Source organism: Segatella intestinalis (assembly GCF_029348455.1).
Classification (GTDB): Bacteria; Bacteroidota; Bacteroidia; order Bacteroidales; family Bacteroidaceae; genus Prevotella.
On the sequence record NZ_JARJVV010000015.1, the window covers coordinates 1 to 22840 of the forward strand.

At 46.6% G+C, this 22840-nt stretch carries 13 protein-coding genes; 8 read left to right on the top strand and 5 right to left on the bottom strand.

All coding sequences use genetic code 11. The features are described from left to right. Positions 1–327 precede the first annotated feature (327 nt). From P3T48_RS10725 to P3T48_RS10735, 3 genes are all read right to left on the bottom strand, one after another. On the bottom strand, positions 328–1812 hold the full coding sequence (locus P3T48_RS10725) for a hypothetical protein (RefSeq protein WP_276506674.1): 1485 nt from the start codon (positions 1810–1812) through the stop codon (positions 328–330). Positions 1813–2543: 731 nt separating this feature from the next. Further along, positions 2544–2969 carry a hypothetical protein gene (locus tag P3T48_RS10730; RefSeq protein ID WP_276506675.1) on the bottom strand — a complete coding sequence of 142 codons (426 nt, stop codon included), beginning with the start codon at positions 2967–2969 and terminating at the stop codon, positions 2544–2546. Beyond that, complete coding sequence (locus P3T48_RS10735; protein ID WP_276506676.1) at positions 2890–4056, bottom strand: hypothetical protein; 1167 nt, start codon at positions 4054–4056, stop codon at positions 2890–2892. The genes P3T48_RS10730 and P3T48_RS10735 overlap by 80 nt, the downstream gene beginning before the upstream one ends. Positions 4057–4796: 740 nt before the next feature. Here P3T48_RS10735 and P3T48_RS10740 point away from each other — a divergent pair. The 8 genes from P3T48_RS10740 to P3T48_RS10775 all read left to right on the top strand — a co-directional run bounded on the left by P3T48_RS10740 (position 4797) and on the right by P3T48_RS10775 (position 19132). Then, positions 4797–6524, top strand: a complete 1728-nt coding sequence (locus P3T48_RS10740) for a glycoside hydrolase family 32 protein (protein ID WP_443217190.1) — start codon at positions 4797–4799, stop codon at positions 6522–6524. A 39-nt stretch (positions 6525–6563) separates the two neighbouring features. Beyond that, on the top strand, positions 6564–7721 hold the full coding sequence (locus P3T48_RS10745; RefSeq protein WP_276506677.1) for an MFS transporter: 1158 nt from the start codon (positions 6564–6566) through the stop codon (positions 7719–7721). A gap of 40 nt (positions 7722–7761) precedes the next feature. Further along, positions 7762–8652 (top strand): carbohydrate kinase family protein, encoded by an 891-nt coding sequence (locus tag P3T48_RS10750; RefSeq protein WP_276506678.1) that lies wholly within the window; start codon positions 7762–7764, stop codon positions 8650–8652. A 199-nt stretch (positions 8653–8851) separates the two neighbouring features. Next, the gene (locus P3T48_RS10755) at positions 8852–11023 is read left to right on the top strand and encodes a substrate-binding domain-containing protein (protein WP_276506679.1); all 2172 of its coding nucleotides are present in this window, start codon (positions 8852–8854) and stop codon (positions 11021–11023) included. Between the two features lie 254 nt (positions 11024–11277). Beyond that, positions 11278–14388: a SusC/RagA family TonB-linked outer membrane protein gene (locus tag P3T48_RS10760; protein ID WP_276506680.1), complete on the top strand. Its 3111-nt coding sequence runs from the start codon at positions 11278–11280 to the stop codon at positions 14386–14388. Positions 14389–14400: 12 nt separating this feature from the next. Then, positions 14401–16125, top strand: a complete 1725-nt coding sequence (locus P3T48_RS10765) for a RagB/SusD family nutrient uptake outer membrane protein (RefSeq protein WP_276506681.1) — start codon at positions 14401–14403, stop codon at positions 16123–16125. Position 16126: 1 nt separating this feature from the next. After that, positions 16127–17512, top strand: a complete 1386-nt coding sequence (locus tag P3T48_RS10770; RefSeq protein WP_276506682.1) for a DUF4960 domain-containing protein — start codon at positions 16127–16129, stop codon at positions 17510–17512. 12 nt (positions 17513–17524) lie between these two features. Further along, a complete protein-coding gene (locus P3T48_RS10775; RefSeq protein WP_276506683.1) occupies positions 17525–19132 on the top strand; it encodes a glycoside hydrolase domain-containing protein in 1608 nt (535 codons plus the stop codon). Positions 19133–19336: 204 nt separating this feature from the next. Here P3T48_RS10775 and dinB read toward each other — a convergent pair whose 3' ends face one another. Beyond that, on the bottom strand, positions 19337–20458 hold the full coding sequence (gene dinB / locus P3T48_RS10780) for a DNA polymerase IV (protein WP_276506684.1): 1122 nt from the start codon (positions 20456–20458) through the stop codon (positions 19337–19339). 417 nt (positions 20459–20875) lie between these two features. After that, the gene (locus P3T48_RS10785) at positions 20876–22534 is read right to left on the bottom strand and encodes a fumarate hydratase (protein ID WP_217758715.1); all 1659 of its coding nucleotides are present in this window, start codon (positions 22532–22534) and stop codon (positions 20876–20878) included. Positions 22535–22840: the final 306 nt, after the last annotated feature.

Genomic DNA, 22840 nt, shown 5'->3' on the forward strand with positions numbered 1-22840 from the left:
GATATGGAGTATTCTTCTTTTTTATTGTACTTATCTATTTTCCTGCAAAGTTAACAATAATTTGCAGATATAAAGATTTTTACCTCTTTATTTTTCCAAGTGCAAATATAATAGAAGGGGCAAAACTTACGAAATTTTGGTGGTGCAAAGTTACGTATTACAGAAACTTCAGTCAAGAGCCCACTTGAAAAAGACGAAAATCGTATTTTTTGTCTTTGCAACTTATTGATAATCAAGCCTTGAAATTCAAATTGAATCCCAAGGCTTTTTGTTTCTTATTCTCTGGTAGGGCTGTTGATGGGGTATCAAATAGTCCTGTCTGTATTATTATTTGATAACCACCTTCTTGTTGTTGATGATGTAGATGCCATTGCTCAGGTGCAGTTCGCTCATTGAAGAGGCTGTTGCAATCTGGTTGCCTTGCAGGCTGTAAACCTTCACACCCTTATTGCCGAATGATGTTGTGATGCTCTCAATACCAGCTAACTCACCATCGGTGTAGCCTAAAGAGAGAGTCTTTGCTTCGTAATCTTCTGGCAACTCCAAGTAGGCACCGAAAGCATCGGTAGTAGCTTCTGCATCGCCTTTCTTGAAGGTACAGTCGGCAGCAAGGTTAAATTTACCTTCTACGCTGCCTGGGGTATAGGTTCCTACGAATGTTGTGCCAAGACCATTGTTTGTGTTGACCACACCCTTGTCGGTGAAGGTGAACTCGGTGACAGCCTCGTTGTAGTTGGCGACGAATGGAACGTTGGCTTCAATATGATCTGCTTTCTCGAAAGTAACGACCGAGTTATTGTCTTCTTTGTCTACGATTTCCTTATATGTTGCGATGCTTGCAGCGTTCATGTCATCCTTGCTTACCCAGAAAGGCAGACACATAGTGTTGTAGCCAGCGTTTACAGATCGTTTCAGGGTTACTTTTTCTGCCTGGAAATCTTCATTGACCATGAAAGACTTGGTGTCGTCGAGTACGAGTTTAGCGCATTTTCCGTCTTTTACCACGTTGTCAGCCTCGTAAGCTTCATCAGCATATACGAGAATATTGCTGTTGTCGCCTCGCATAGCATTAATATCAGCATCCTTTACGATGCAGCCTTGCATGATAATATTGGCAGGCTTGCCGGAAAGTTTTGTTGCCAATGTAGCAAAGTCATTGTATTCAACCTTTTGCCATTCGCCGTCAGCATTCTGGCATTCTCCTTTCATCCAGGCACCCTCCAGCTTGATAACTCCCTCAAGCGAGTTGGGTTCTATCTTTGAGAGCAGCTGACCATTCACCGTAGTAGCTGGCTCTATCTGGATATTGTCGATATAAACTTCTTGTTCTCCCTCTACATTACCAGTCTGGGCAGTGATGGTCATGATGCCAGGATAGTCGAAGCTGCCGTTGTTGGTATAATCGAATATTACTTTCTGCCATTTTCCTGCCTCACTGTAATAAGATGCTACTTTTTTCCAGTAACCCTCTGAGCCATCAGTAGGATCGGAGAGTTCTATCTGTATGTTTTCAGCCTGCGACTTCTTGATCATCAGAGAAACGCGGGTGCTGCCCTGTAAAGAGGGAGTCATCCACTCGCGGAAAGGCAGTTTCACAACCTTCTTGTCGTTGGTCATCACAAACTTCAGACATTTCTCAGAAGTGTTGATGCCGTCCGTCTCTGGGTTAGCTACCACTTCGGGATCACCATCGGCCCAGAAGCCAATAGCCTCTTTACCCAATTCCTTGTCCTCACCATTCCAAAGAGTGGTTTGTGCGAATGTTGCTGCTGATGCCATGATGGCAACACATAGAGTAAATACTTTTTTCATTTTTGAATCTTTTAGTTTAACAATGTTCAGGTTTATTATAAGAGAAGAGAAATATTGGTTTTCAGTGTCCCTCTAACTCTCAGCTTTTAGTTTTTTTACGATAATGCAAATGTACGATATTAAAGAAAAGTTCAATACAAAAAATCGTTCTCTCTTTGAAAGATATGTTTCTTGCAATCATTTCATCCTATTTTGAAATGATATTTACTTAACTTTCTTGCAGTGTAAGTTGAGGGCGTTATGCGTCCTGTTACACTTATGACGCACCCTCACCTTCTGTCGTTATTGTTAAGTCTCAATAAAGTGCATTGATCATATCTGCCCATGGCTTTGGGCATCTTTGCCCATAACAATGGGCAAAGATGTTCATCGTTATGGGTAAACTTGCCCATCGTAGTGGGCAAGTTGTATAGTTGTACGTCAGTTTAGGCACTGATACTTATCCGAACTGTATAATATTTGAAGATACGAAAAAAGAGGAGATATGTGTCTCCTCTTTTTTGAATCCATCATACTGTCTTATATCTGCCAGTATAAATTCGATTTCTTATCTTCTTTGTCTATGTCGTCATCGGTCCATAGATTGACGTCGTGGGGTTTGGATTGGAATTCAAAGTCTCCTGGTTCCTGGTCAATGCCCATATTTGTGTTCTTTTCAGGTGAGGCAGCCAGCATCGTAGCTGTGGCACAATGACATATTGTGACTGCGGGGCTTATGTATGTTTGCTTTTTCATTTGATGATAACTTTTTTGTTGTTAATAATGTAGATTCCATTGTTTAGGTGCAGTTCGCTCATAGAAGTAGCGGTTGCAATCAGGTTGCCTTGCAGGCTGTAAACCTTTACACCCTTGTTGCCGAATGATGCTGTGGTGCTCTCAATGCCTGTAGTCTCACCATCGGTGAAATCTAAAGAGAAAGTTTTTGCTCCGCTGACTTCTGGCAACTCTAAGAAGGCACGAAAAGCTTTGGTTGTTGCGTTAGTGCCACCTTTCTGGAATGTGTTTTTGTTTGTAAGACCATATTTTCCAGTTGCGCTACCTGGGGTATAGGTTCCTACGAATGGATAGCCAAGACCATTATTTGTATTGACCACACCCTTGTTGGTGAAGGTAAACTCGGTGACAGGCTCGTTGTAGTTGGCGATGAATGGAAACATTGGCATCAACATGATCAACTTTCACAAATGTAACGACCGACTTATTTACTTCCTGATTGTCTACGGTAGGTTTAAATTTAGCGATGTATTCTGCATTCATATCCTCCTTGCTTACCCAGAAGGGCAGACACATGGTATTGTTGCCAAACTTTACAGGGCGTTTTAGAGTTACTTTTTCTGCATTGAAATCTTCATTTACCATGTAAGACTTATTCTCATCAAGTACGAGATTGGCGCATACAAGTGGTTTTTCTTTATTGTCAGTCTTGTAGATAACATTGTCAGCTTTGTAAGCTTCATCTGCATACACGAGAATATTGTTATTATTGTCCCCTCGCATAGCGTTAATATCTGCATCCTTTACGATGCAGCCTCGCATGTCAATATTGGCTGGCTTGCCGGAAAGTTTTGTTGCCAATGTGGTAAAGTCGTTGTATTCAAAATTTTGCGAATTGTTGTCGTTAGCATTTCGGCATTTTCCCTTCATCCATGCACCCTCCAGTTTGATAACTCCCTCAAGTGAGTTATCTCCTATCTCTGAGAGCAACTTGCCGTTTACTTTCGTAGCAGGCTCTATGACGATATTGTCGATATAAACGTCTTGTTCTCCCTCTACATTACCAGTCTGGGCTGTGATGGTCATGACGCCAGGATTGTCGAAGCTACCATTGTTAGAAAAGTCAAATACGACTTTCTGCCATTTTCCTTCCTCACTGTAATTAGATGCTACTTTCTTCCAATATCCATCAGAACCATCAGTAGGGTCGGAGAGTTCTATCTGTATGTTTTCTGCTTGTGACTTCTTAATCATCAGAGATACACGGGTGCTTCCCTGTAAAGAAGGCTTTATCCACTCGCGGAAAGGCAGTTTGACCATCTTACTGCCGTTGGTCATCACAAACTTCAGACATTTCTCAGAAGTGTTGATGCCGTCCGTCTCTGGGTTAGCAACCACTTCGGGATCACCATCATTCCAAAAACCAGTCGTTGTTCCCAATTCTTTATTCTCACCATCCCAAAGAGTGGTTTGTGCGAATGTTGCTACCGATGCCATGATGGCAACACATAGAGTAAATACTTTTTTCATTTTTGAATCTTTTAGTTTTATAGGTTTATTATATAAGAAGAGAAATGTCGGTTTTAGCATTTCTCGAACTCTTAGCTTTTTAGTTCTTTTGTAACTATAATGCAAATGTACGATATTAAAGAAAAATTCAACACCAAAAATCGTTCTCTCTTTGAAAGATATGTTTCATGCAATCATTTCGTTCTATTTTGAAATGAAATTTACTGAACTTAATCTTTGTATGTACGGAAGTTATAGAAGATAAAGGAGTTAAGATGTATAGAAGTGTATCGCGCGTACCTTATTATATATACTCTTTTACTTTTTCAGCTTCCGTATATGAGGAAACTAAAGTATATTTATACGGTATATTTATTCCGTAATTGCCAAAAATCGGGCATCCAACTGGGAAATAGAATCCACCTAACTGGGAAAAAATATTTTCATAGTTAACTCTTGTCCAATAACGAATATATATGCATAAGGGTGAAAACTACATTTCTCGCTCTTTCCGACATGGCAGAAGGTAAAAAGTCATCTGGTCTTGTAGCGGCAATAGATAAGTCCTTTTTGTCTTCAAAGATGACTGCGTGCAGGAATTATTTTCTTCAAAAAACAGTTCCAAAGATGAGAAAAATGTTTCTTGTAACATATTTAATACGTAATGAACGAATATTGCGTGGAAGAATAAGATATGTTTGATAAATTTGCAATCGAAAATACCAATAACGCATTTAAAAACAAAACCCAATAACAAAGTAATGAGAACAATCAGAAAAACTGTGTTGAGCATGATGCTCCTGTTGGCTGGTATGACAGCCTCAGCCCAGGAAACTCAATTCCTGAGTAACAACCATTGCCTCTATCGTATTCACCAGAGTGAGAAATATCTCCTGATACCTGTTCAGGAGAGTGCCGAACTGAGTCATGTCAAGGTGATAGCCAACAACCAGCAGTTGAAGACTTTTAATGTCCGCCTTGCCAATACGCACGTAGATTATTACGTGCCTCTCGACTTGGAGGCTTACAAGAGCCAGAAGGGACTGATGCTCGATATTCATGTCGACGGACAGGCTCGTAACGATGGCGGTATTGCCAACTTCGGATGCTGGAAGGGAATGAAGTTCTCCGACAGCTTCGACATGAAGAACCGTGAGCAGTATCGTCCTCTCTATCATCATACTCCTGCCTATGGCTGGATGAACGACCCTAATGGTATGTTCTATAAGGATGGCGTGTGGCACCTTTATTTCCAGTACAATCCTTATGGGTCGCAGTGGGAAAATATGACCTGGGGACATTCTACCTCTACCGATTTGGTTAATTGGAAGTTTGAGGGTAAAGCTATCGAGCCAGATGTGATAGGAACGATATTCAGCGGCTCTGCTGTTGTCGACAAGAAGAATACCGCTGGCTTCGGCGAGGGTGCTGTCGTAGCTCTCTATACCTCGGCTGGTGAGAACCAGACCCAGAGCATGGCCTACAGTACTGACAACGGAAAGACCTTCACCAAGTATGAGGGCAACCCTATCATCACAAGCAACGTGCCCGACTTCCGCGATCCTCACATGTTCTGGAACGAGGATATCAAGAAGTGGAACATGATTCTTGCTGCCGGTCAGCAGATGAACATCTATTCTTCTGACAATCTGAAAGACTGGACTTACGAGAGCTCTTTCGGTGCAGAGTACGGCAATCATGGCGGTGTGTGGGAATGCCCAGACCTGATGAATTTGAAGGTTCGCGGCACCGACAAGGAGAAGTGGATGCTTCTCTGCAACATCAATCCTGGTGGTCCTTTCGGCGGTTCTGCCACACAATACTTCATTGGTGAGTTCGACGGACACAAGTTTACTTGCGAGAGCAAGCCCGAGGTCACCAAGTGGATGGACTATGGCAAGGATCATTATGCCACCGTCACTTTCGACAATGCTCCCGACGGACGCCGTGTGGCAATAGCATGGATGAGCAACTGGCAGTACGCCAATCAGGTTCCTACCCAGCAGTACCGTTCTGCCAATTCTATAGCCCGCGATTTAGGACTCTTCGAGTACAAGGGCGAGACCTATTGCAGTGTGACTCCTTCTCCCGAGATGACAGCTGCACGCAGCAAGAAGACATCAAAGGCTCTCTCAGAGGCTTGCGAGGCTGTGGTCAATGTGAAGGGCAATGCCACTATCACCCTGAGCAACGACAAGGGCGAGAAGGTGGTGATGACCTATAATGCCAAGGCTGAGACTTTCGAGATGGACCGTACAAAGAGCGGCAAGACCGACTTCAGCAACGAGTTTGCTGCTGTCACTAAGGCTCCTACCTATGGAAAGATCAGCCAGTTCAGAATCTTCATCGACAAGAGTAGCGTCGAGGTCCTGGATGCTGAGGGCAAGATGGCGATGACCAACCTCGTGTTCCCAAGCAAACCCTATAATAAGATTGTTGTGAAAGGAAAGAGAAAGGGTAAGTATCAAGTTTACAAACTTGGAAAATAACAGCTAATATTCACTTCAAAAAAAAATAACTAACAAGATATGAATAAGTCTATGAAATTGACCCTTATCCCTGTGATGCTTTGTTTCTTCGCAATGGGATTTGTGGATTTGGTGGGTATAGCCTCCAACTATGTGAAAGAAGACCTCAACCTGAATGATGCTACAGCCAACCTGTTCCCATCATTGGTTTTCTTCTGGTTCCTGATTTTCTCTGTGCCCACGGGCATGTTGATGAATAAGATAGGTCGTAAGAAGACCGTGCTGCTCTCACTCTTGGTGACAGTCATCTCTCTTCTTCTGCCTTTGTTTGGCGAAACCTTCGGCATCATGCTTGTATCGTTCTCCCTCTTGGGTATCGGTAATGCGCTGATGCAGACATCGCTCAATCCGCTGGTTTCTGTCGTCACATCCGGTAAGAACCTGGCTTCTACGCTTACCTTCGGTCAGTTTGTGAAGGCTATTGCTTCATTCATGGCTCCTTATATTGCTATGTGGGGTGCAGTGGCAAGCATTCCTGAGTTTGGATTGGGCTGGCGTGTGCTCTTCCCCATCTATATGATTATCGGTGTGTGTGCAACGCTGTTCCTGGCAGGAACTCCTATTGAGGAGGAGAAGACCGAGGGCAAGGCCTCTGGCTTTGTTGACTGCTTGGCTCTCTTGGGCAAGCCTATCGTGCTGCTTTCCTTCATCGGCATCATGTGTCATGTAGGTATCGACGTGGGCACCAACACCACCGCTCCAAAGATTCTGATGGAGCGTCTGGGCTGGACACTCAACGAGGCTGCCTTTGCCACATCGCTCTACTTCATCTTCCGTACCATCGGATGTTTCACAGGCACCGTCTTCCTTCGTATGATGAAGCCCCGTGTGTTCTTCACCATCAGCATCGTGATGATGGCGCTGAGTATGGCAGGCCTCTTCTTCGGCGAGAGCAAGATGATGCTCTATATTGCCATTGCCCTCGTGGGTTACGGCAACTCCAATGTGTTCTCCATCATCTTCTCGCAGGCTCTTCTCTCTGTACCCGAGAAGAAGAACGAGGTGAGCGGTCTGATGATCATGGGCTTGTTTGGCGGTACGGTATTCCCACTCATTATGGGTGTTGCCAGCGATGCCATCGGGCAGATTGGTGCTGTATTGGTGATGGCAGTAGGCGTGCTCTATCTGTTCTCTTATATTAATAAGGTGAAGATGTAAACTTCTGAACTTGCAAAACTTGAATTAAAAAACAAAGATTATGAAAATAGAAGATTTAGATAAGAAATATTGTGTAGGTTTGGGCGAGATCCTTTTCGATGTTCTACCTACAGGTTCTCAGTTGGGTGGCGCTCCTGCCAATTTCGCCTATCATGCCGGTCAGCATGGCTTGCATTCTGTAGCAGTCAGTGCCGTAGGCAGCGACTTGCTGGGCGACGAGGCTCTCAGATTGTTGGACGATAAGCACCTCAAGTACGTGATGCCACGTGTGGACTTCCCTACAGGAACCGTACAGGTAGAGCTCGATGCAGAGGGTGTTCCTACTTATGACATCAAGGAAGGTGTGGCATGGGACAACATCCCCTTCACCGACGACATCAAGGAGGTGGCTGCCAATGCCGGAGCTGTATGCTGGGGCTCTTTGGCTCAGCGCAGCGAGGTAAGCCGCAAGTCTATCTATCAGTTCCTCGACCATACTCCCGAGGACTGCCTGAAGGTTTTCGACATCAACCTGCGCCAGAACTTCTATACCAAGGAGGTGATCTGTGAGAGCTTGAAGCGTTGTAATGTCTTGAAGATCAACGATGAGGAATTGATTACCATCGGCCGTCTCTTCGGTTATCCCGGTCTTGACATTGAGAACAAGTGCTGGCTCATCCTCGGTAAGTACAATCTCGACATGCTCGTGCTCACCTGTGGTGTGAACGGCAGCTATGTCTTTGCTCCAAGCTTCAAGTCGTTCCAGGAAACTCCAAAGGTAGAGGTTGCCGATACTGTAGGAGCAGGCGATAGCTTTACAGGTACTTTCTGTGCCAGCATTCTGAAGGGCAAGAGCATTGCCGAGGCTCACAAGCTGGCAGTAGAGGTAAGTGCATACGTGTGCACCCAGCATGGTGCCATGCCAGTGCTTCCTGAGAAATATACGAAGTAAGTTTCGTTTTTAGTATTTGGTAGTTGATATATTGATAAAGGACTTCGCTTTACCTGGTCTGTGATGACCAAGGGCGGCGAAGTCCTTTTTGTGTGTCTTTGCTATTAAAAAATATTAATTTTTGTTTGTCTTATTTGTGGGTTTTCATTTTTGTTATATTTTTGCATATTACTATTGTGTAAACAATAACGATACAAAAATGAAAACCGGAAAGAAGCACATTATATTATATGTAATCCTTTTGTTGCTCGTCTTGGTGTCCTGTTCCGACAGGCGCACTGTGATAGGTGTGTCCCAATGTAGCGACGACATTTGGCGCCAGAAGGTGAACCGCGAAATTAAGATTGGACAGTATCAGTATAAGAATGTGGACGTGGTCTTTGCCTCTGCCGACAACAATGGGCAGCGCCAGGCCCGGCAGATAGACAGTTTGGTGAAAACCAAGGTCGACCTCTTGGTGGTGGCTCCCAGTGATGTCAAGACTGTTGCGCCAGCGATAGAGCGTGCCTACCGTGCCGGTATTCCCGTCATTCTTTACGACCGCATGATAGAGTCTACCCACTATACTGCCTATATCGGAACCGACAATGTGGCGATAGGCAAGGAGGTGGCTGATTATCTGGCACACCAACTGCAGGGCAGGGGAACGGTTGTTGAGATAACGGGCGAGCGTGGCTCCACACCTGTTGCCGACCGTCATCGCGGATTTATGCAGGGCATGAAAGCCTTTCCGCAGATACAGGTGGTGACGTTGGAAGGCGACTGGAACCTGGCTGGCGCCAAGAAGTTGATGCGTCAGTATATGGATGCAGGCAAGCCTGTTGATGCAGTCTTCGGACATAATGATGCCGAGGCTTGGGGTGCGCAGCAGGCAGCCAAGGAGAAGAACCGCGATAAGCAGATGCTCTTTGTGGGTATCGACGGACTGCCTGGTGAGAACCAGGGAGTAGACCTTGTGGACAAGGGCGTGATGACAGCCTCGTATATCTATCCTACCAAGGGCGAGGCCATCGTTCCCTTAGCGATGAACATTCTGCAGGGCAAGCCCTACAAGCGCATGAACTATTTTCAGTCGGCACTTGTCACAGCCGAGAATGCCAAGTTGATAGACATGCAGTATAAAGAGATAGAAGGCCAGACGGCCAACTTGAATGCCATCTATTCGAGCATTAATGACTATATGAAGATGTACCGATGGCAGAAGATCATCAGCATCCTGGCTGTTGCTGTGGTTGTGCTGCTGCTCATCATGATATTCTATCGTCGTAAAGTGCGTCGGGAAAAAGAAAAACTCAACAAGCAGCGCAAGCAGATGGCAGACGAAAAGATAGTCTTCTTTACCAATGTCAGTCATCAGCTCCGCACTCCGCTGACCTTGGTGTCAGGACCGTTGAACCGGCTGATGCAGGCGGACAATTATACCGAGGAGCAGAAGATGCTGCTGCAGGTGGTGTCGCGCAATGTGGGACAGTTGGAAACCTTGACCGCCGATGTGCTCAACTTCAAGGATCAGGTAGATGCGATGAACCAGGCTACGGCAGATGAGGCTTCCGAGAAGGAACTCTCTCAGCATGTGCTTCGCGACAGTCGCCATCAGATGTTGTTGCAACAAGATGTAGAGGAACTCTCCACCATCCTTGTTGTAGATGATAATGAAGATATTCGCACCTATTTACGTGTTTTGCTTTCTGATCATTACTACGTCATCGAAGCCTCAGATGGTCAAAATGGTTTACGTCTGGCCAAGGAGAGTGTGCCCGACCTGATCGTCAGCGATGTGATGATGCCTGTGATGGACGGACTCACCTTCTGTTCGAAGATCAAGGAGGATGAGGTAACCAGTCATATTCCTGTTATATTGCTCACCGCTCGCAGTGAGGAGTCTCAGCGTATAGAAGGGTATGAGCATGGAGCCGATGCCTATCTCACCAAACCTTTCAGTGCCCATCTGCTATTGGCTCGTATCTCCAACTTATTGCAAGCTCGTCGACAGAGAAAAAATATGGATGCAAAGAACGTGCTTTCGGCAGAGTTTATACAGGCAGAGGCACCAGGAGAGCGGATGTTCTTAGAACGGTTTAAGAAGGTTGCTAAGTCGCATATAGGAAATGCCAACCTACGTATGGACGACTTAGGCTCCGAACTAAGTCTTAGCAAGGTGCAGATGTATCGCAAGGTAAAGGCATTGACAGGAAAGACTCCTGCAGAGGTGCTTCGCGAAATGCGTATGCAAAAAGCCTATTCGCTCCTGAAGCAAACCGACAAGACCATCAGTGAGGTTGCTGCCGAGGTGGGCTTTGCCATTCCTGGTTACTTCTCAGCTTGTTTCAAGAAGCAGTTCGGCATCAACCCGACAGAGTTGAGAGACTGACAGGACTTCTCTCTCTCAACTTCCTTCTAACTTCTTTTATAACCCTGCTATTCCAACTTGTGCTGATTATTCTATCTCTCTGAAAAACAGAAGTCATATAAATGAACGAAATACTATAAAAATTGTTGCATGTAACATAATTGCCATGTGATGAACGAATTTTTCTCTGTTGTCAATAAGAGTTTTGCTATCTTTGCTGCCAGAAATTTGAATAAACAATAAATAGAATTACTATTAACAAAACCTTTATTTACATGGAGAAAATGAAAACTCTCTTGATGAGCATCTGCTTGTTGCTCGTCAGTGCGGTATCATTCGCCCAGGTCGAAGAGGCAAGTGGAAATGTTACCGACAACAGTGGAGAACCAGTTATTGGTGCCACTGTCACCGTAGTGGGGGGACAAGGAAATGCAGGTACTGTTACTGATATTGATGGTAACTTTACGGTGCAGGTTCAGTCCGGTTCAAAACTTTCTATCTCTTTTATGGGGTATAAGACTCAGGTGGTGAAGGCTGCCAAGGGTCTGCGCATCGTTCTCGAAGAAGATGCCAAGTTGCTCAACGAGGTAGTTGTTACTGGTTATACCACTCAGCGCAAGGCCGACCTGACAGGTGCCATCTCGGTAGTCAGTGTTGACGAGATAGCCAAGCAGAACGAGAACAACCCTATCAAGGCTCTTCAGGGCCGCGTTCCTGGTATGAATATTACAGCTGACGGTTCTCCTTCAGGAACTGCCACCGTACGTATTCGTGGTATCGGTACGCTGAACAACAATGATCCTCTTTATATTGTTGATGGTGTGCCAACCAAGGCTGGTATGCACGAACTCAATGGTAATGACATCGAGAGCATTCAGGTGCTCAAGGATGCTGCTTCGGCTTCTATCTATGGTAGCCGTGCTGCCAATGGTGTCATCATCATCACTACCAAGAAGGGTAAGGAGGGCAAGGTGAAGGTCGACTTCGATGGCTCTATCTCGGTTTCTACTTACGCTCATAAGATGGATGTGCTCAATGCAAAGGAGTTTGGTCAGGTGATGTGGCGTGCCTATATGAACGATGGTATGGATCCTAACACCAATGGTCTGGGCTACAGCTACGACTGGAGCTATAACGAGCAGGGCAACCCTGTGCTCAACGGCATCAGTATGAAGAAGTATCTCGACGATGCGGGTACAACACCTGCTGCTGATACTGATTGGTTTGATGAGACAACTCGCACAGGTGTAGTACAGCAGTATAACGTATCTGTTAGTAAGGGCTCAGACAAGGGTAGTAGTTTCTTCTCTTTGGGTTACTACAAGAACTTGGGAATTATCAAACATTCAGATTTCAACCGCTTCTCAGCTCGTATGAATACAGAGTACAAGCTCTTGAAGAATAATTGTCTTACTGTAGGCGAGCACTTCACTGTCAACCGTACTTCTGAGGTTGCGGCTCCTGGTGGCTTCTTGCAGAATGTGTTGCAGTTCAATCCATCTCTGCCTATCTATACTGAGGATGGCAACTATGCAGGTCCTGTAGGAGGTTATCCAGATCGTTATAACCCTGTAGCAGTGTTGGAACGCAACAAGGACAACCGTTATACCTACTGGCGTATGTTTGGTGATGCTTATGTAAACCTCAACCTCTTCAAGGGCTTTAACATCCGTTCCACCTTTGGTCTCGATTACTCACAGAAGCAGCAGCGATTCTTTACTTATCCTGTTACCGAAGGTAATGTGGCTAACGACAAGAATGCAGTAGAGGCCAAGCAGGAACACTGGACCAAGTGGATGTGGAATGCTGTGGCTACATATAACAAGGAGATAGGTCAGCATCGCTTCGACCTCATGGCAGGTATGGAGTTGAACCGTCAGGATGATATCTACTTCTCTGGTTACAAGGAAGGTTTCGCAGTACTCAAGCCCGACTATATGTGGCCTGATGCAGGTACCACGGGAGCACAGGCTTACGGTGGAGGCTCTGGCTATTCACTCGTGTCTTTCTTCGGTAAGGCCAACTATAATTATGCCGACAAGTACATGGCTTCGTTCACCATCCGTCGTGACGGTAGCTCTCGTTTCGGTAAGAACAATCGTTATGCCACCTTCCCATCTGTATCTGCAGGCTGGCGTATCAATCAGGAGAACTTCCTGAAGAAGGCTTCTTGGATTGACGATTTGAAGATTCGTGCATCTTGGGGACAGACTGGTAACCAGGAAATCGACAACTTGGCTCGCTATACCATCTTTGTTAGCAACTATGGAGTGGGTGAGAATGGTGGTCAGAGTTATGGTACCTCTTACGATATCGCAGGAACCAATGGCGGAAGCACATTGCCTTCGGGTTTCAAGCGCAATCAGATTGGTAATGACGACATCAAGTGGGAAACAACCACACAGACCGACTTGGGTCTCGACTTCGCTTTCTTTGGCAATACCCTCTATGGTAACTTCGACTGGTACTTCAAGAAGACCAAGGACATCTTGGTTTATATGCCTGGTATCGCCGTTATGGGTGAGGGAAGCTCACAGTGGATCAATGCAGGCGAGATGGAGAACCGCGGTTTCGAGTTCAACATCGGTTATCGCAATAAGACCAACTTCGGTCTGAAGTACGACATCACCGCCAACATTTCTTCTTATCGCAACGAAATTACCGCGCTGCCTACTACCGTTGCAGCTAATGGTACCTTTGGTGGTAATGGTGTGAAGAGTGTTGTCGGTCATCCTATGGGTGCACAGGTAGGATATGTATGCGATGGTATCTTCAAGAGCCAGGAAGAAATCGACAACCATGCCACTCAGGAAGGTGCAGGCTTAGGACGTATGCGCTGGAGAGACCTCGACCATGACGGTAAGATTACTGAGCTTGACCAGACTTGGATTTACGATCCTGTGCCTGACTTCACTTATGGTTTCAACATCTACTTGGAGTACAAGAACTTCGACTTCACAGCTTTCTTCCAGGGTGTGCAGGGTGTAGACATCATCTCCGACCTAAAGAAAGAGACCGACATCTGGGCTGGTCTTAACGTCGGCTTCTTGAACAAGGGACATCGTCTGTTGAACGCATGGTGTGTGGACAATCCATCCAGCAATATTCCTGCTGTTACCCTTTCCGACAATAATAACGAGAAACGTGTATCTACTTATTGGGTAGAGAATGGTAGTTATCTGAAACTGCGCACTATCCAGTTGGGTTACAATTTGCCACAGAACATAGTCTCTAAGCTATCTATGCAACGTCTGCGTATGTATGTCAGCGCACAGAACCTGTTCACCATCAAGAGCAGTAGCTTTACTGGTGTAGATCCTGAGAATCCAAACTATGGATATCCTATCCCTCTCAACCTCACATTTGGTCTTAACGTAACATTCTAAAAGAGTCAAATTATGAAAAAGATATTATATTCTGTCCTTACCGTTCTTGCCTTGGTGGGTACGACAAGTTGCTCTGACTTTCTGGACGACCAGAAACCTCAGGGTGTGCTCGACAGCGACATGGTGAAGGACCCAAGCAATGTGGATAACCTGGTTATCTCGGCTTACGCTGTCTTCACAACAGCCGAAGACGTCAACTCTTCCTTCTCGATGTGGAACTTCGATGTCCGCAGCGATGATGCCTATAAGGGTGGCAACGGAACCAGTGATGGTGACGTATTCCATCAGTTGGAGATAGAGCAGGGTGTGCTTACCACCAACTGGAATATCAACGATATGTGGGTGCGCCTTTACAACTGTATCTCACGTGTCAACTCAGCCATCTCTGTGCTTGAGGCCACCAGTGACAGCTATCAGCTCAAGGATCAGCGTTTAGGCGAGATGAAGTTCTTGCGTGCCTACGCCCACTTCCTGTTGAAGCGTCTCTACAAGAATATTCCTTTCATCATGGATGCCAACCTGAAGCAGGAAGACTACAATACCCTTTCCAACACCGAGTTTACCAATGATGAGGGCTGGCAGCAGATTATCAACGATGTGGAGTATGCCTATAGTGTGCTTCCAGTGAAGCAGACCGATAAGGGTCGTCCTTCCAAGGCAGCAGCTGCAGCCTTCCTCACCAAGGCTTATCTCTATAAGGCTTATCGCCAGGATGATCCTTCATCCAATCAGGTGACCAGCATCAACAGAGAAGACTTGCTAAAGGTCATCGAGTATAGCAATCCTGACATCTATAGCGCAGGTGGCTTCGATCTCGAGGCTGACTTCCACAACAACTTCCGTCCTGAGACACAGTACGAGAATGGTGTGGAGAGCATCTGGGCCATGCAGTATTCTATCAACGACGGTACCAAGTATGGTAACCTGAACTGGAGCTACGGTCTTATCGTGCCTAATATCCCTGGTGTTACCGATGGAGGTTGTGACTTCTACAAGCCCAGTCAGAATCTTGTGAACGCCTATCGTACCGATGCCGACGGTCATCCTTTCATTGACACCTTTAATAATAAGGACTACGACTTGACACAGGATGCTGACCCACGTCTGTTCCTCACTGTAGGTCTGACGGGTCTTCCATACGAGTTCAACAGCAAGTACATGATGGACGCCAGCTCCACATGGAGCCGTTCTAATGGTCTTTATGGTTATTATGTAACCTTGAAGCAGAACGTAGATCCAGACTGTGGTTACATGGTAAAGGGCTCTTGGTGGGGTACACCTATGAACCGCATCGTGTTCCGTTATGCCGACGTACTCTTGGAGCGTGCTGAGGCTTATGCACAGCTCAACGAGACGGGTGAGGCCATCAAGCTGGTCAACAAGATTCGCCTGCGTGCCAAGCAGAGTACAGGTATGATAGCCAATTATCCTTCTGACTATGGCGTGAAGTTCAATATCTCTACCTATAATGGTTCTTACAGCCAGGAAGATGCTCTGAAGATTGTGAAGATGGAGCGTCGTTTGGAGATGGGTATGGAGAGTGAACGCTTCTTCGACCTCGTGAGATGGGGTGAGGCAGAGAAGGTGCTCAACAAGTACTTTGCTGAGGAGACCAACAACTGCTCTATCTATGGAGATGCTCACTTTACAGCCAACAAGAACGAATATCTGCCAATACCTTTCTCACAGGTAGCGGCTTCCGACGGACATTACACACAGAACATAGGAGGATGGTAATATGAAGAAATTATTATTTATATTGATGGGCTTTCTTGCCCTCACAGCCTGCAGCGAGGATAATGTGTCCGACCTGCAGCTCACAGGAGGCTGTTCTGTTACTGAACTGGCACTCGATGATTATGAAGGAACAGTAGACAAGGCTGCACGTACCATTACCGTACGTGTGCCAGAGACCTACGACATCAGTCAGATGACCTTGAGCAAACTCACACTCAGCGATGGTGCTGTGTGTGATGCCAAGGTGGGCGACAAGATGAATATGCTCCTTGCACAGACCTTGCGCGTGAAGAATGGCGATGTGTTCCTCGACTGGACTCTCGTTGCCAAGCGCGATGAGGCAAAGATTCTCTCTTTCAAGGTGAATGGTATCTATACAGGAGCCATTAACGAGAGCAACAAGACCATTACCATTAATGTACCACAGACGGTGGACATCACCAAGCTGATACCTTCTATCAAGGTGAGCGAGAATGCTACTGTCGCACCTGTTTCGGGTGCACCAGTCGACTTCACGAATCCTGTGGCCTATACCGTAACCAACAATACGGCTACAAGCACCTACACTGTAACCGTCAATCAGATAGGCAAGCCTACTGCTGTATTCGCAAGCTTGGCTCTGACGATGGACGAGCTGGTGCCTGAGGAGAAGGCTGCCTGCGAGTGGATGCTCGCGAATGTGGACAACTCTATCTATGCTTCGTTTACTGATATCAAGAATGGCAATGTAGACTTGAGTGAGTGTAAGGTGATATGGTGGCACTTCCACAAAGACGGTGGAGTGGACGGTAAGGCGAAATTCGAGCAGGCTGCTCCTGAGGCTATTGCCGCACAGGCTGTGCTGAGAGACTACTATAAGGCTGGTGGTTCCTTCCTCTTCACACGTTACGCTACCAATATGCCAGGCGAGTTGGGTATCGACAATAATGGATTGGTACCAAACAACTGCTGGGGACAAGTGGAAAATGACGCCGAAACTTGTGGAGGTCCTTGGGACTTCAAAATGGGCAATGATGCCGCAGGTTCTCATTCCGACCACGCCCTCTATCAGGGACTGGTGAAAGGTGATGACGCCAACAGTGTATACACTACTGATGCCAACTACCGCATCACCAACTCTACTGCTCAATGGCATATTGGAGTCGACTGGGGTGGTTTTGACAATTATGCCGTATGGAGAGAGAAGACTGGTGCCATCGACCTGGGTTACGGTGGTGACGGTGCTGTCGTGGTATGGGAGTATCCTGCCAAAGAGAATTCAGGTAAGACCCTCTGTATAGGTTCTGGTTGCTACGACTGGTACAGCGTAGGTCCTTTCACAGAGAAGTTCCATGCTAATGTGGCCATCATGACCAAGAATGCATTTAATTATCTTATGAACCATTAACAATAAACAAAAATGAAGACAATGATAAATTCTATAATATTGGCGTCATGCCTCGCTTTGCCTCTCGCTTCATGCAGCGACAGCGATGCTGCCCCCGAGCAGAAGGACTGGTCTACCACTACTTATTTCAACTCATCCGATGCTGCAGCACAGGATACTTATTACAAGCCTGCTGTGGGCTATGTAGGCGACCCTATGCCTTTCTTCGATCCAGTGGCTGGCGATTTCAAGGTGTTGTATCTGCAGGACTTCCGTCCTAATCCTGAAGGAACTTACCACCCCATCTGGGGTGTAAGTACCAAGGATGCTGCCCACTATACTGCTTTGGGTGAACTGGTTTCTTGTGGCACCCTGAAGTCGCAGGATGCTGCCATCGGTACTGGTTCTACCATCTACGATGAGGCAAGTAAGCTTTACTATACATTCTATACAGGTAATAAGTATAAGCCTACAGGTGACGAGAGCGCACAGGCTGTGATGGTAGCAACTTCTGCCGATTTCAAGACCTGGACCAAGGATCGTACTTTTTTGATCAAAGGTCAGGACTTCGGCTACGATAAGAACGATTTCCGCGACCCATTCGTGTTTAAGGGTGATGATGGCAAGTTCCACATGCTCATTTCTACCAAGAAGGGTGGCAAGGGTAGCTTAGCTGAGTTCGTATCTGACGACTTGAAGAACTGGACTGACAATGGTGTGTTCATGACCATGATGTGGGACCGTTTCTACGAGTGTCCTGACCTCTTCAAGATGGGCGACTATTGGTACTTGGTGTATAGCGAACTTCATCATGCTGTACGCAGAGTGCAGTATTTCAAGGGAAGAACACTTGACGAGTTGAAGGCTTGTACCGCCAATGATGCAGGAATATGGCCTGATGCTCACGAGGGCTTCCTCGACAGCCGTGGTCTTTATGCCGGCAAGACTGCCAGCGATGGTACCAACCGCTATTTGTGGGGCTGGTGTCCTACTCGAAGCGGTAAGGACAATACTGCTGTGGGTGCTTCGCCTGCAGAGCCAGAGTGGGCTGGCAACTTGGTTTGCTATAAGCTCATCCAGCATGAGGACGGTACGCTGACACTCGGACAGGTTGATGCCGTGAGCGAGAAGTACAACCAGGATGTTGCCGTAGAGGTGAAGGAGAGCCAGAACATGACCGAGGCTGATGGCACCTATACGCTTGCAGGCAATGTCGAGCAGCCTGATGCTTACATGCTGATGGGTCGTCTGGGTAATCACAACAAGATCAGCTTCACCGTCACCACTTCCAACAAATGGGATAAGTTTGGTATCTCTATGGTTCGTGGCTCTGACTCTAAGAAGTATTACACCATGGTTGTCAACCCAGAGGATGAGAACAACCGCAAGGTAAACTTTGAGGAGCAAGGCGTAGAGGGTAAGGGCTTCATTGCCGGTATTGATGGCTACGTGTTTGCCCGTCCTGCCGACAATGTGTACAACGTCACCATCTACACCGACAACAGTATCTGTGTGATGTACATCAATGATGTCTGCAGCTATACCAACCGCATCTATGGCATTCAGAAAAATTGTTGGAGTATCAATAGCTATAATGGCGCCAACGTCAAGATTAGCAATCTGAAGATCAGTCAGTATTAATTGAGAAAGTAGATCAGACACATCGTTTTTTCAAAACACCATAACTTTGCGAGGCTCATCTCCCTTTTTGGGGGATGGGCCTTTTTCGTTTTTTGGGGAATCTTCCCCATTTACAAAAATGAGAATGATAAAATACAGCTACATGAACTCATATTCGGAAGGTTAGGAGCAGAGTTCTGAATGGACTTCAATCAATACGGGGAACTACTCATCCCATTCCTCGAATTCCAATTCCAGTTCCTTGTACTCGGGTTTGTGGGTGCTGTTCTCACGGTCTTCTTTCTTAGCTTCTTCGCTTGTGGCATTGCTCACTGAGAGGCCTATGAGGCGGATGGGGTGGGCGGAGGAATACTCCACCTGCTTGAGCAGAAGTTTGGAGAGAGACAGTATGTCGGCCTTACTCTTCAGAATCTTGTCTTGCGAGATGCTTCTTGTTATCTGGGTGAAGTCGGCAAACTTGATTTTCAGGGTGAGGGTGCGGCCTTCGAACTCGCTGCGGGCTATGCGGGTAAGCAACTCCAGGACGGTGTGATAGAGTTGTATGATGACGGCAGAGGGAGTGTATATATCCTCTAAGAAAGTCTGTTCGCATCCCACAGACTTCCTTTCGCGATACGTAACGACGGGGCGATTGTCGATGCCACGTGCAAAATGGTAGAAGACATGACCAGCCTTGCCAAAAACTTCGACGAGATGCTGTTCTGAAACCTTACGCAGGTCGGCTCCGCGGTAAATTCCCATGTAGTGCATCTTCTGCAGAGTCTTCTTGCCTACGCCCCAAAAATCTTCCACGGGCAGTTGAGAGATAAAGTCGAGAGCCTTGTCGGGGTGAATGGTGCAGATGCCATCGGGCTTGCGATAGTCGGAAGCCACCTTGGCGAGAAACTTGCAATAGCTGATACCTGCCGATGCGGTGAGTCCTGTCTCTGCTTTGATGCGTGCCTTGATTTCGCGTGCCACATCTACAGCCAGCTCTATACCTTTCTTATTATGGGTGACATCGAGAAAGGCCTCGTCGATGGAGATTGGTTCTATGAGGTCGGTATAATCCTGGAAGATGTGGTGAATCTGCTGCGACACCTCTTTATAATGTTCGTGTCGGCAAGGCACGATGATGAGGTCGGGACAGAGGCGTTTGGCCTGTGCGATTGACTGTGCAGAATGTACTCCGAAACGACGTGCCTCATAGCTGGCAGTAGACACCACACCACGTGGACCGTCGAAGCCTACCGCAATGGGTTTGCCCCGAAGTTCAGGATTGTCTCTTTGCTCTACTGCCGCAAAGAAGGCATCCATATCAATGTGTATGATTTTTCTATTCTCCATTCTCGTGCAAAAATACAAATAAATCCTTGTTTATGCAAATTTCATTTCTATCTTTCTCAACTTTCGCTGGGTTCAGGAGTTTAGATGATAAAGGAGTTATCACTCCCTTCGGTCGTTAAAAGTTATAGCCATCAGAACGTCGTTTTCGCATCCCTCAGGCAGTCTTGATCATTTCAAGTCTGCCTGTCTTATTTTAAATACTTTTGCTGTGTCGCGATTAAAGCTTGAGGTACAGATCTTCATAAAGTTTTCATGGAAAAAAAATCGAATAATCCAAGTATTTTAATAAAATTGTTATCGCAAAAGAAATGACTTTTATGTTGAACCTTGATATTGATGGAAAGGAAGTTGTCAAGATAGAAAAAAGGGTGTGCCACGGATTAGTGGCGCACCCTTTATGTAAAGATAAGTGTGATTTTATTTCTGGCACTCCTTGCATGGAGTCCAAGGCTTCAGCTGCTTGAAGAAGTCGTTGCCCTTGTCGTCTACGAGGATGAATGCAGGGAAGTCCTCTACGGTAATCTTCCAGATAGCCTCCATGCCGAGCTCAGGATACTCTACGCACTCGATGCTCTTGATGGAACTCTGAGAGAGAACGGCAGCTACACCACCGATAGTTCCGAGGTAGAAACCACCATGCTTCTTGCAGGCCTCTGTCACGATGTCGCCACGGTTGCCCTTGGCAATCATGACCAAGCTGGCGCCATGATCCTGGAACTCGTCAACGTATGGGTCCATACGATTGGCTGTGGTAGGACCCATAGAGCCACATGGATAACCCTCTGGAGTCTTGGCAGGACCAGCATAGAGGATAGGGTGGTTCTTGAAGTACTCTGGCATCTCCTCGCCAGCATCCAAGCGAGCCTTGAGCTTGGCATGAGCGATGTCACGAGCCACGATGATGGTTCCCTTCAGGTTGACACGGGTGCTTACAGGATACTTGCTCAACTCAGCGCGTACAGCGTCGATACCCTTGTCGAGGTCGATCTCGATACCCTTGGTACCCTCTCCTGGGTTGCGGAGCTCCTCAGGAATCAACTCTGTTGGGTTCTCATCCATCTTCTCCAACCAGATACCGTCCTTGTTGATCTTAGCCTTGATGTTGCGGTCGGCAGAGCAGCTTACACCCATACCGATAGGGCAGCTGGCACCATGACGAGGCAGACGGATGACACGGATGTCGTGAGCCAAGTACTTACCACCAAACTGTGCACCCAAGCCAATCTTGTGAGCCTCATTGAGGAGCTTGTTCTCCAAGTCGATGTCACGGAAGGCACGACCAGTCTCATCACCTGTTGTAGGCAACTCATCATAATACTTGATAGAAGCCAGCTTCACGGTAAGGAGGTTCTTCTCGGCAGAAGTACCACCGATAACGAATGCGATGTGGTAAGGAGGACATGCTGCTGTACCGAGGCTCTTCATCTTCTCTACGAGGAATGGGAGGAGGGTGCCTTCGTTCTGGATAGTGGCCTTAGTCATAGGGTAGAAGTAGGTCTTGTTGGCAGAACCGCCACCCTTGGCAACCATCACGAAGCGATACTCGTCGCCCTCGGTTGCCTCGATATCGATCTGGGCAGGCAGGTTGCAACGGGTGTTTACCTCATCATACATATTGAGAGGAGCATTCTGTGAATAGCGAAGGTTGTCCTGTGTGTATGTGTTGTAAACACCAAGGCTCAAAGCCTCTTCGTCCTCGAAGTCGGTCCATACACGCTGACCTTTCTCGCCATGAATGATGGCAGTACCTGTATCCTGGCAGAATGGGAGAATGCCCTTCACGGCAGTCTCTGCGTTGCGGAGGAACTGGAGAGCTACGTATTTGTCGTTCTCAGAAGCCTCTGGGTCGCTGAGAATCTTAGCCACCTGGAGGTTGTGCTCACGACGGAGCATGAACTCTACGTCGTGGAAACCCTGCTGTGCGAGCAGGGTAAGTGCTTCCTTTGAAACCTTGAGGATTGTTTTTCCCTCGAACTCTGCTGTGCTTACGCCTTCTTTTGAGATAAGGCGATACTCTGTCTTGTCCTCTCCAAGCTGAAACATTGGAGCGTACTTAAAATCTGGAGCTTTTGCCATAATGTTTTTTTGTTGTTATTATACTGTTGAAATATTCAAGTTGTTTTGTTTTGTCAAGAATTTGAGAATTAAAGAATTCTTCTTTTTCCTTCCCCTTATCTGTTGAATTATTGAGAAAGAAGTTCACACAGCGAACTGACTTCCTGCCAATCTTCATTTTTCCTAATGATTAGCCTTGGGATATTCTTAAATTCTCTCAAGTTTCGCAAGTTTTACCTCACACGCCCTGAAAGGGCAGAAGCTCTTAGCCCAGGGCAACGCCCTGGGTTATTACGGGCGCAAACCTGTCGCCCTGTAAGGGCAAAA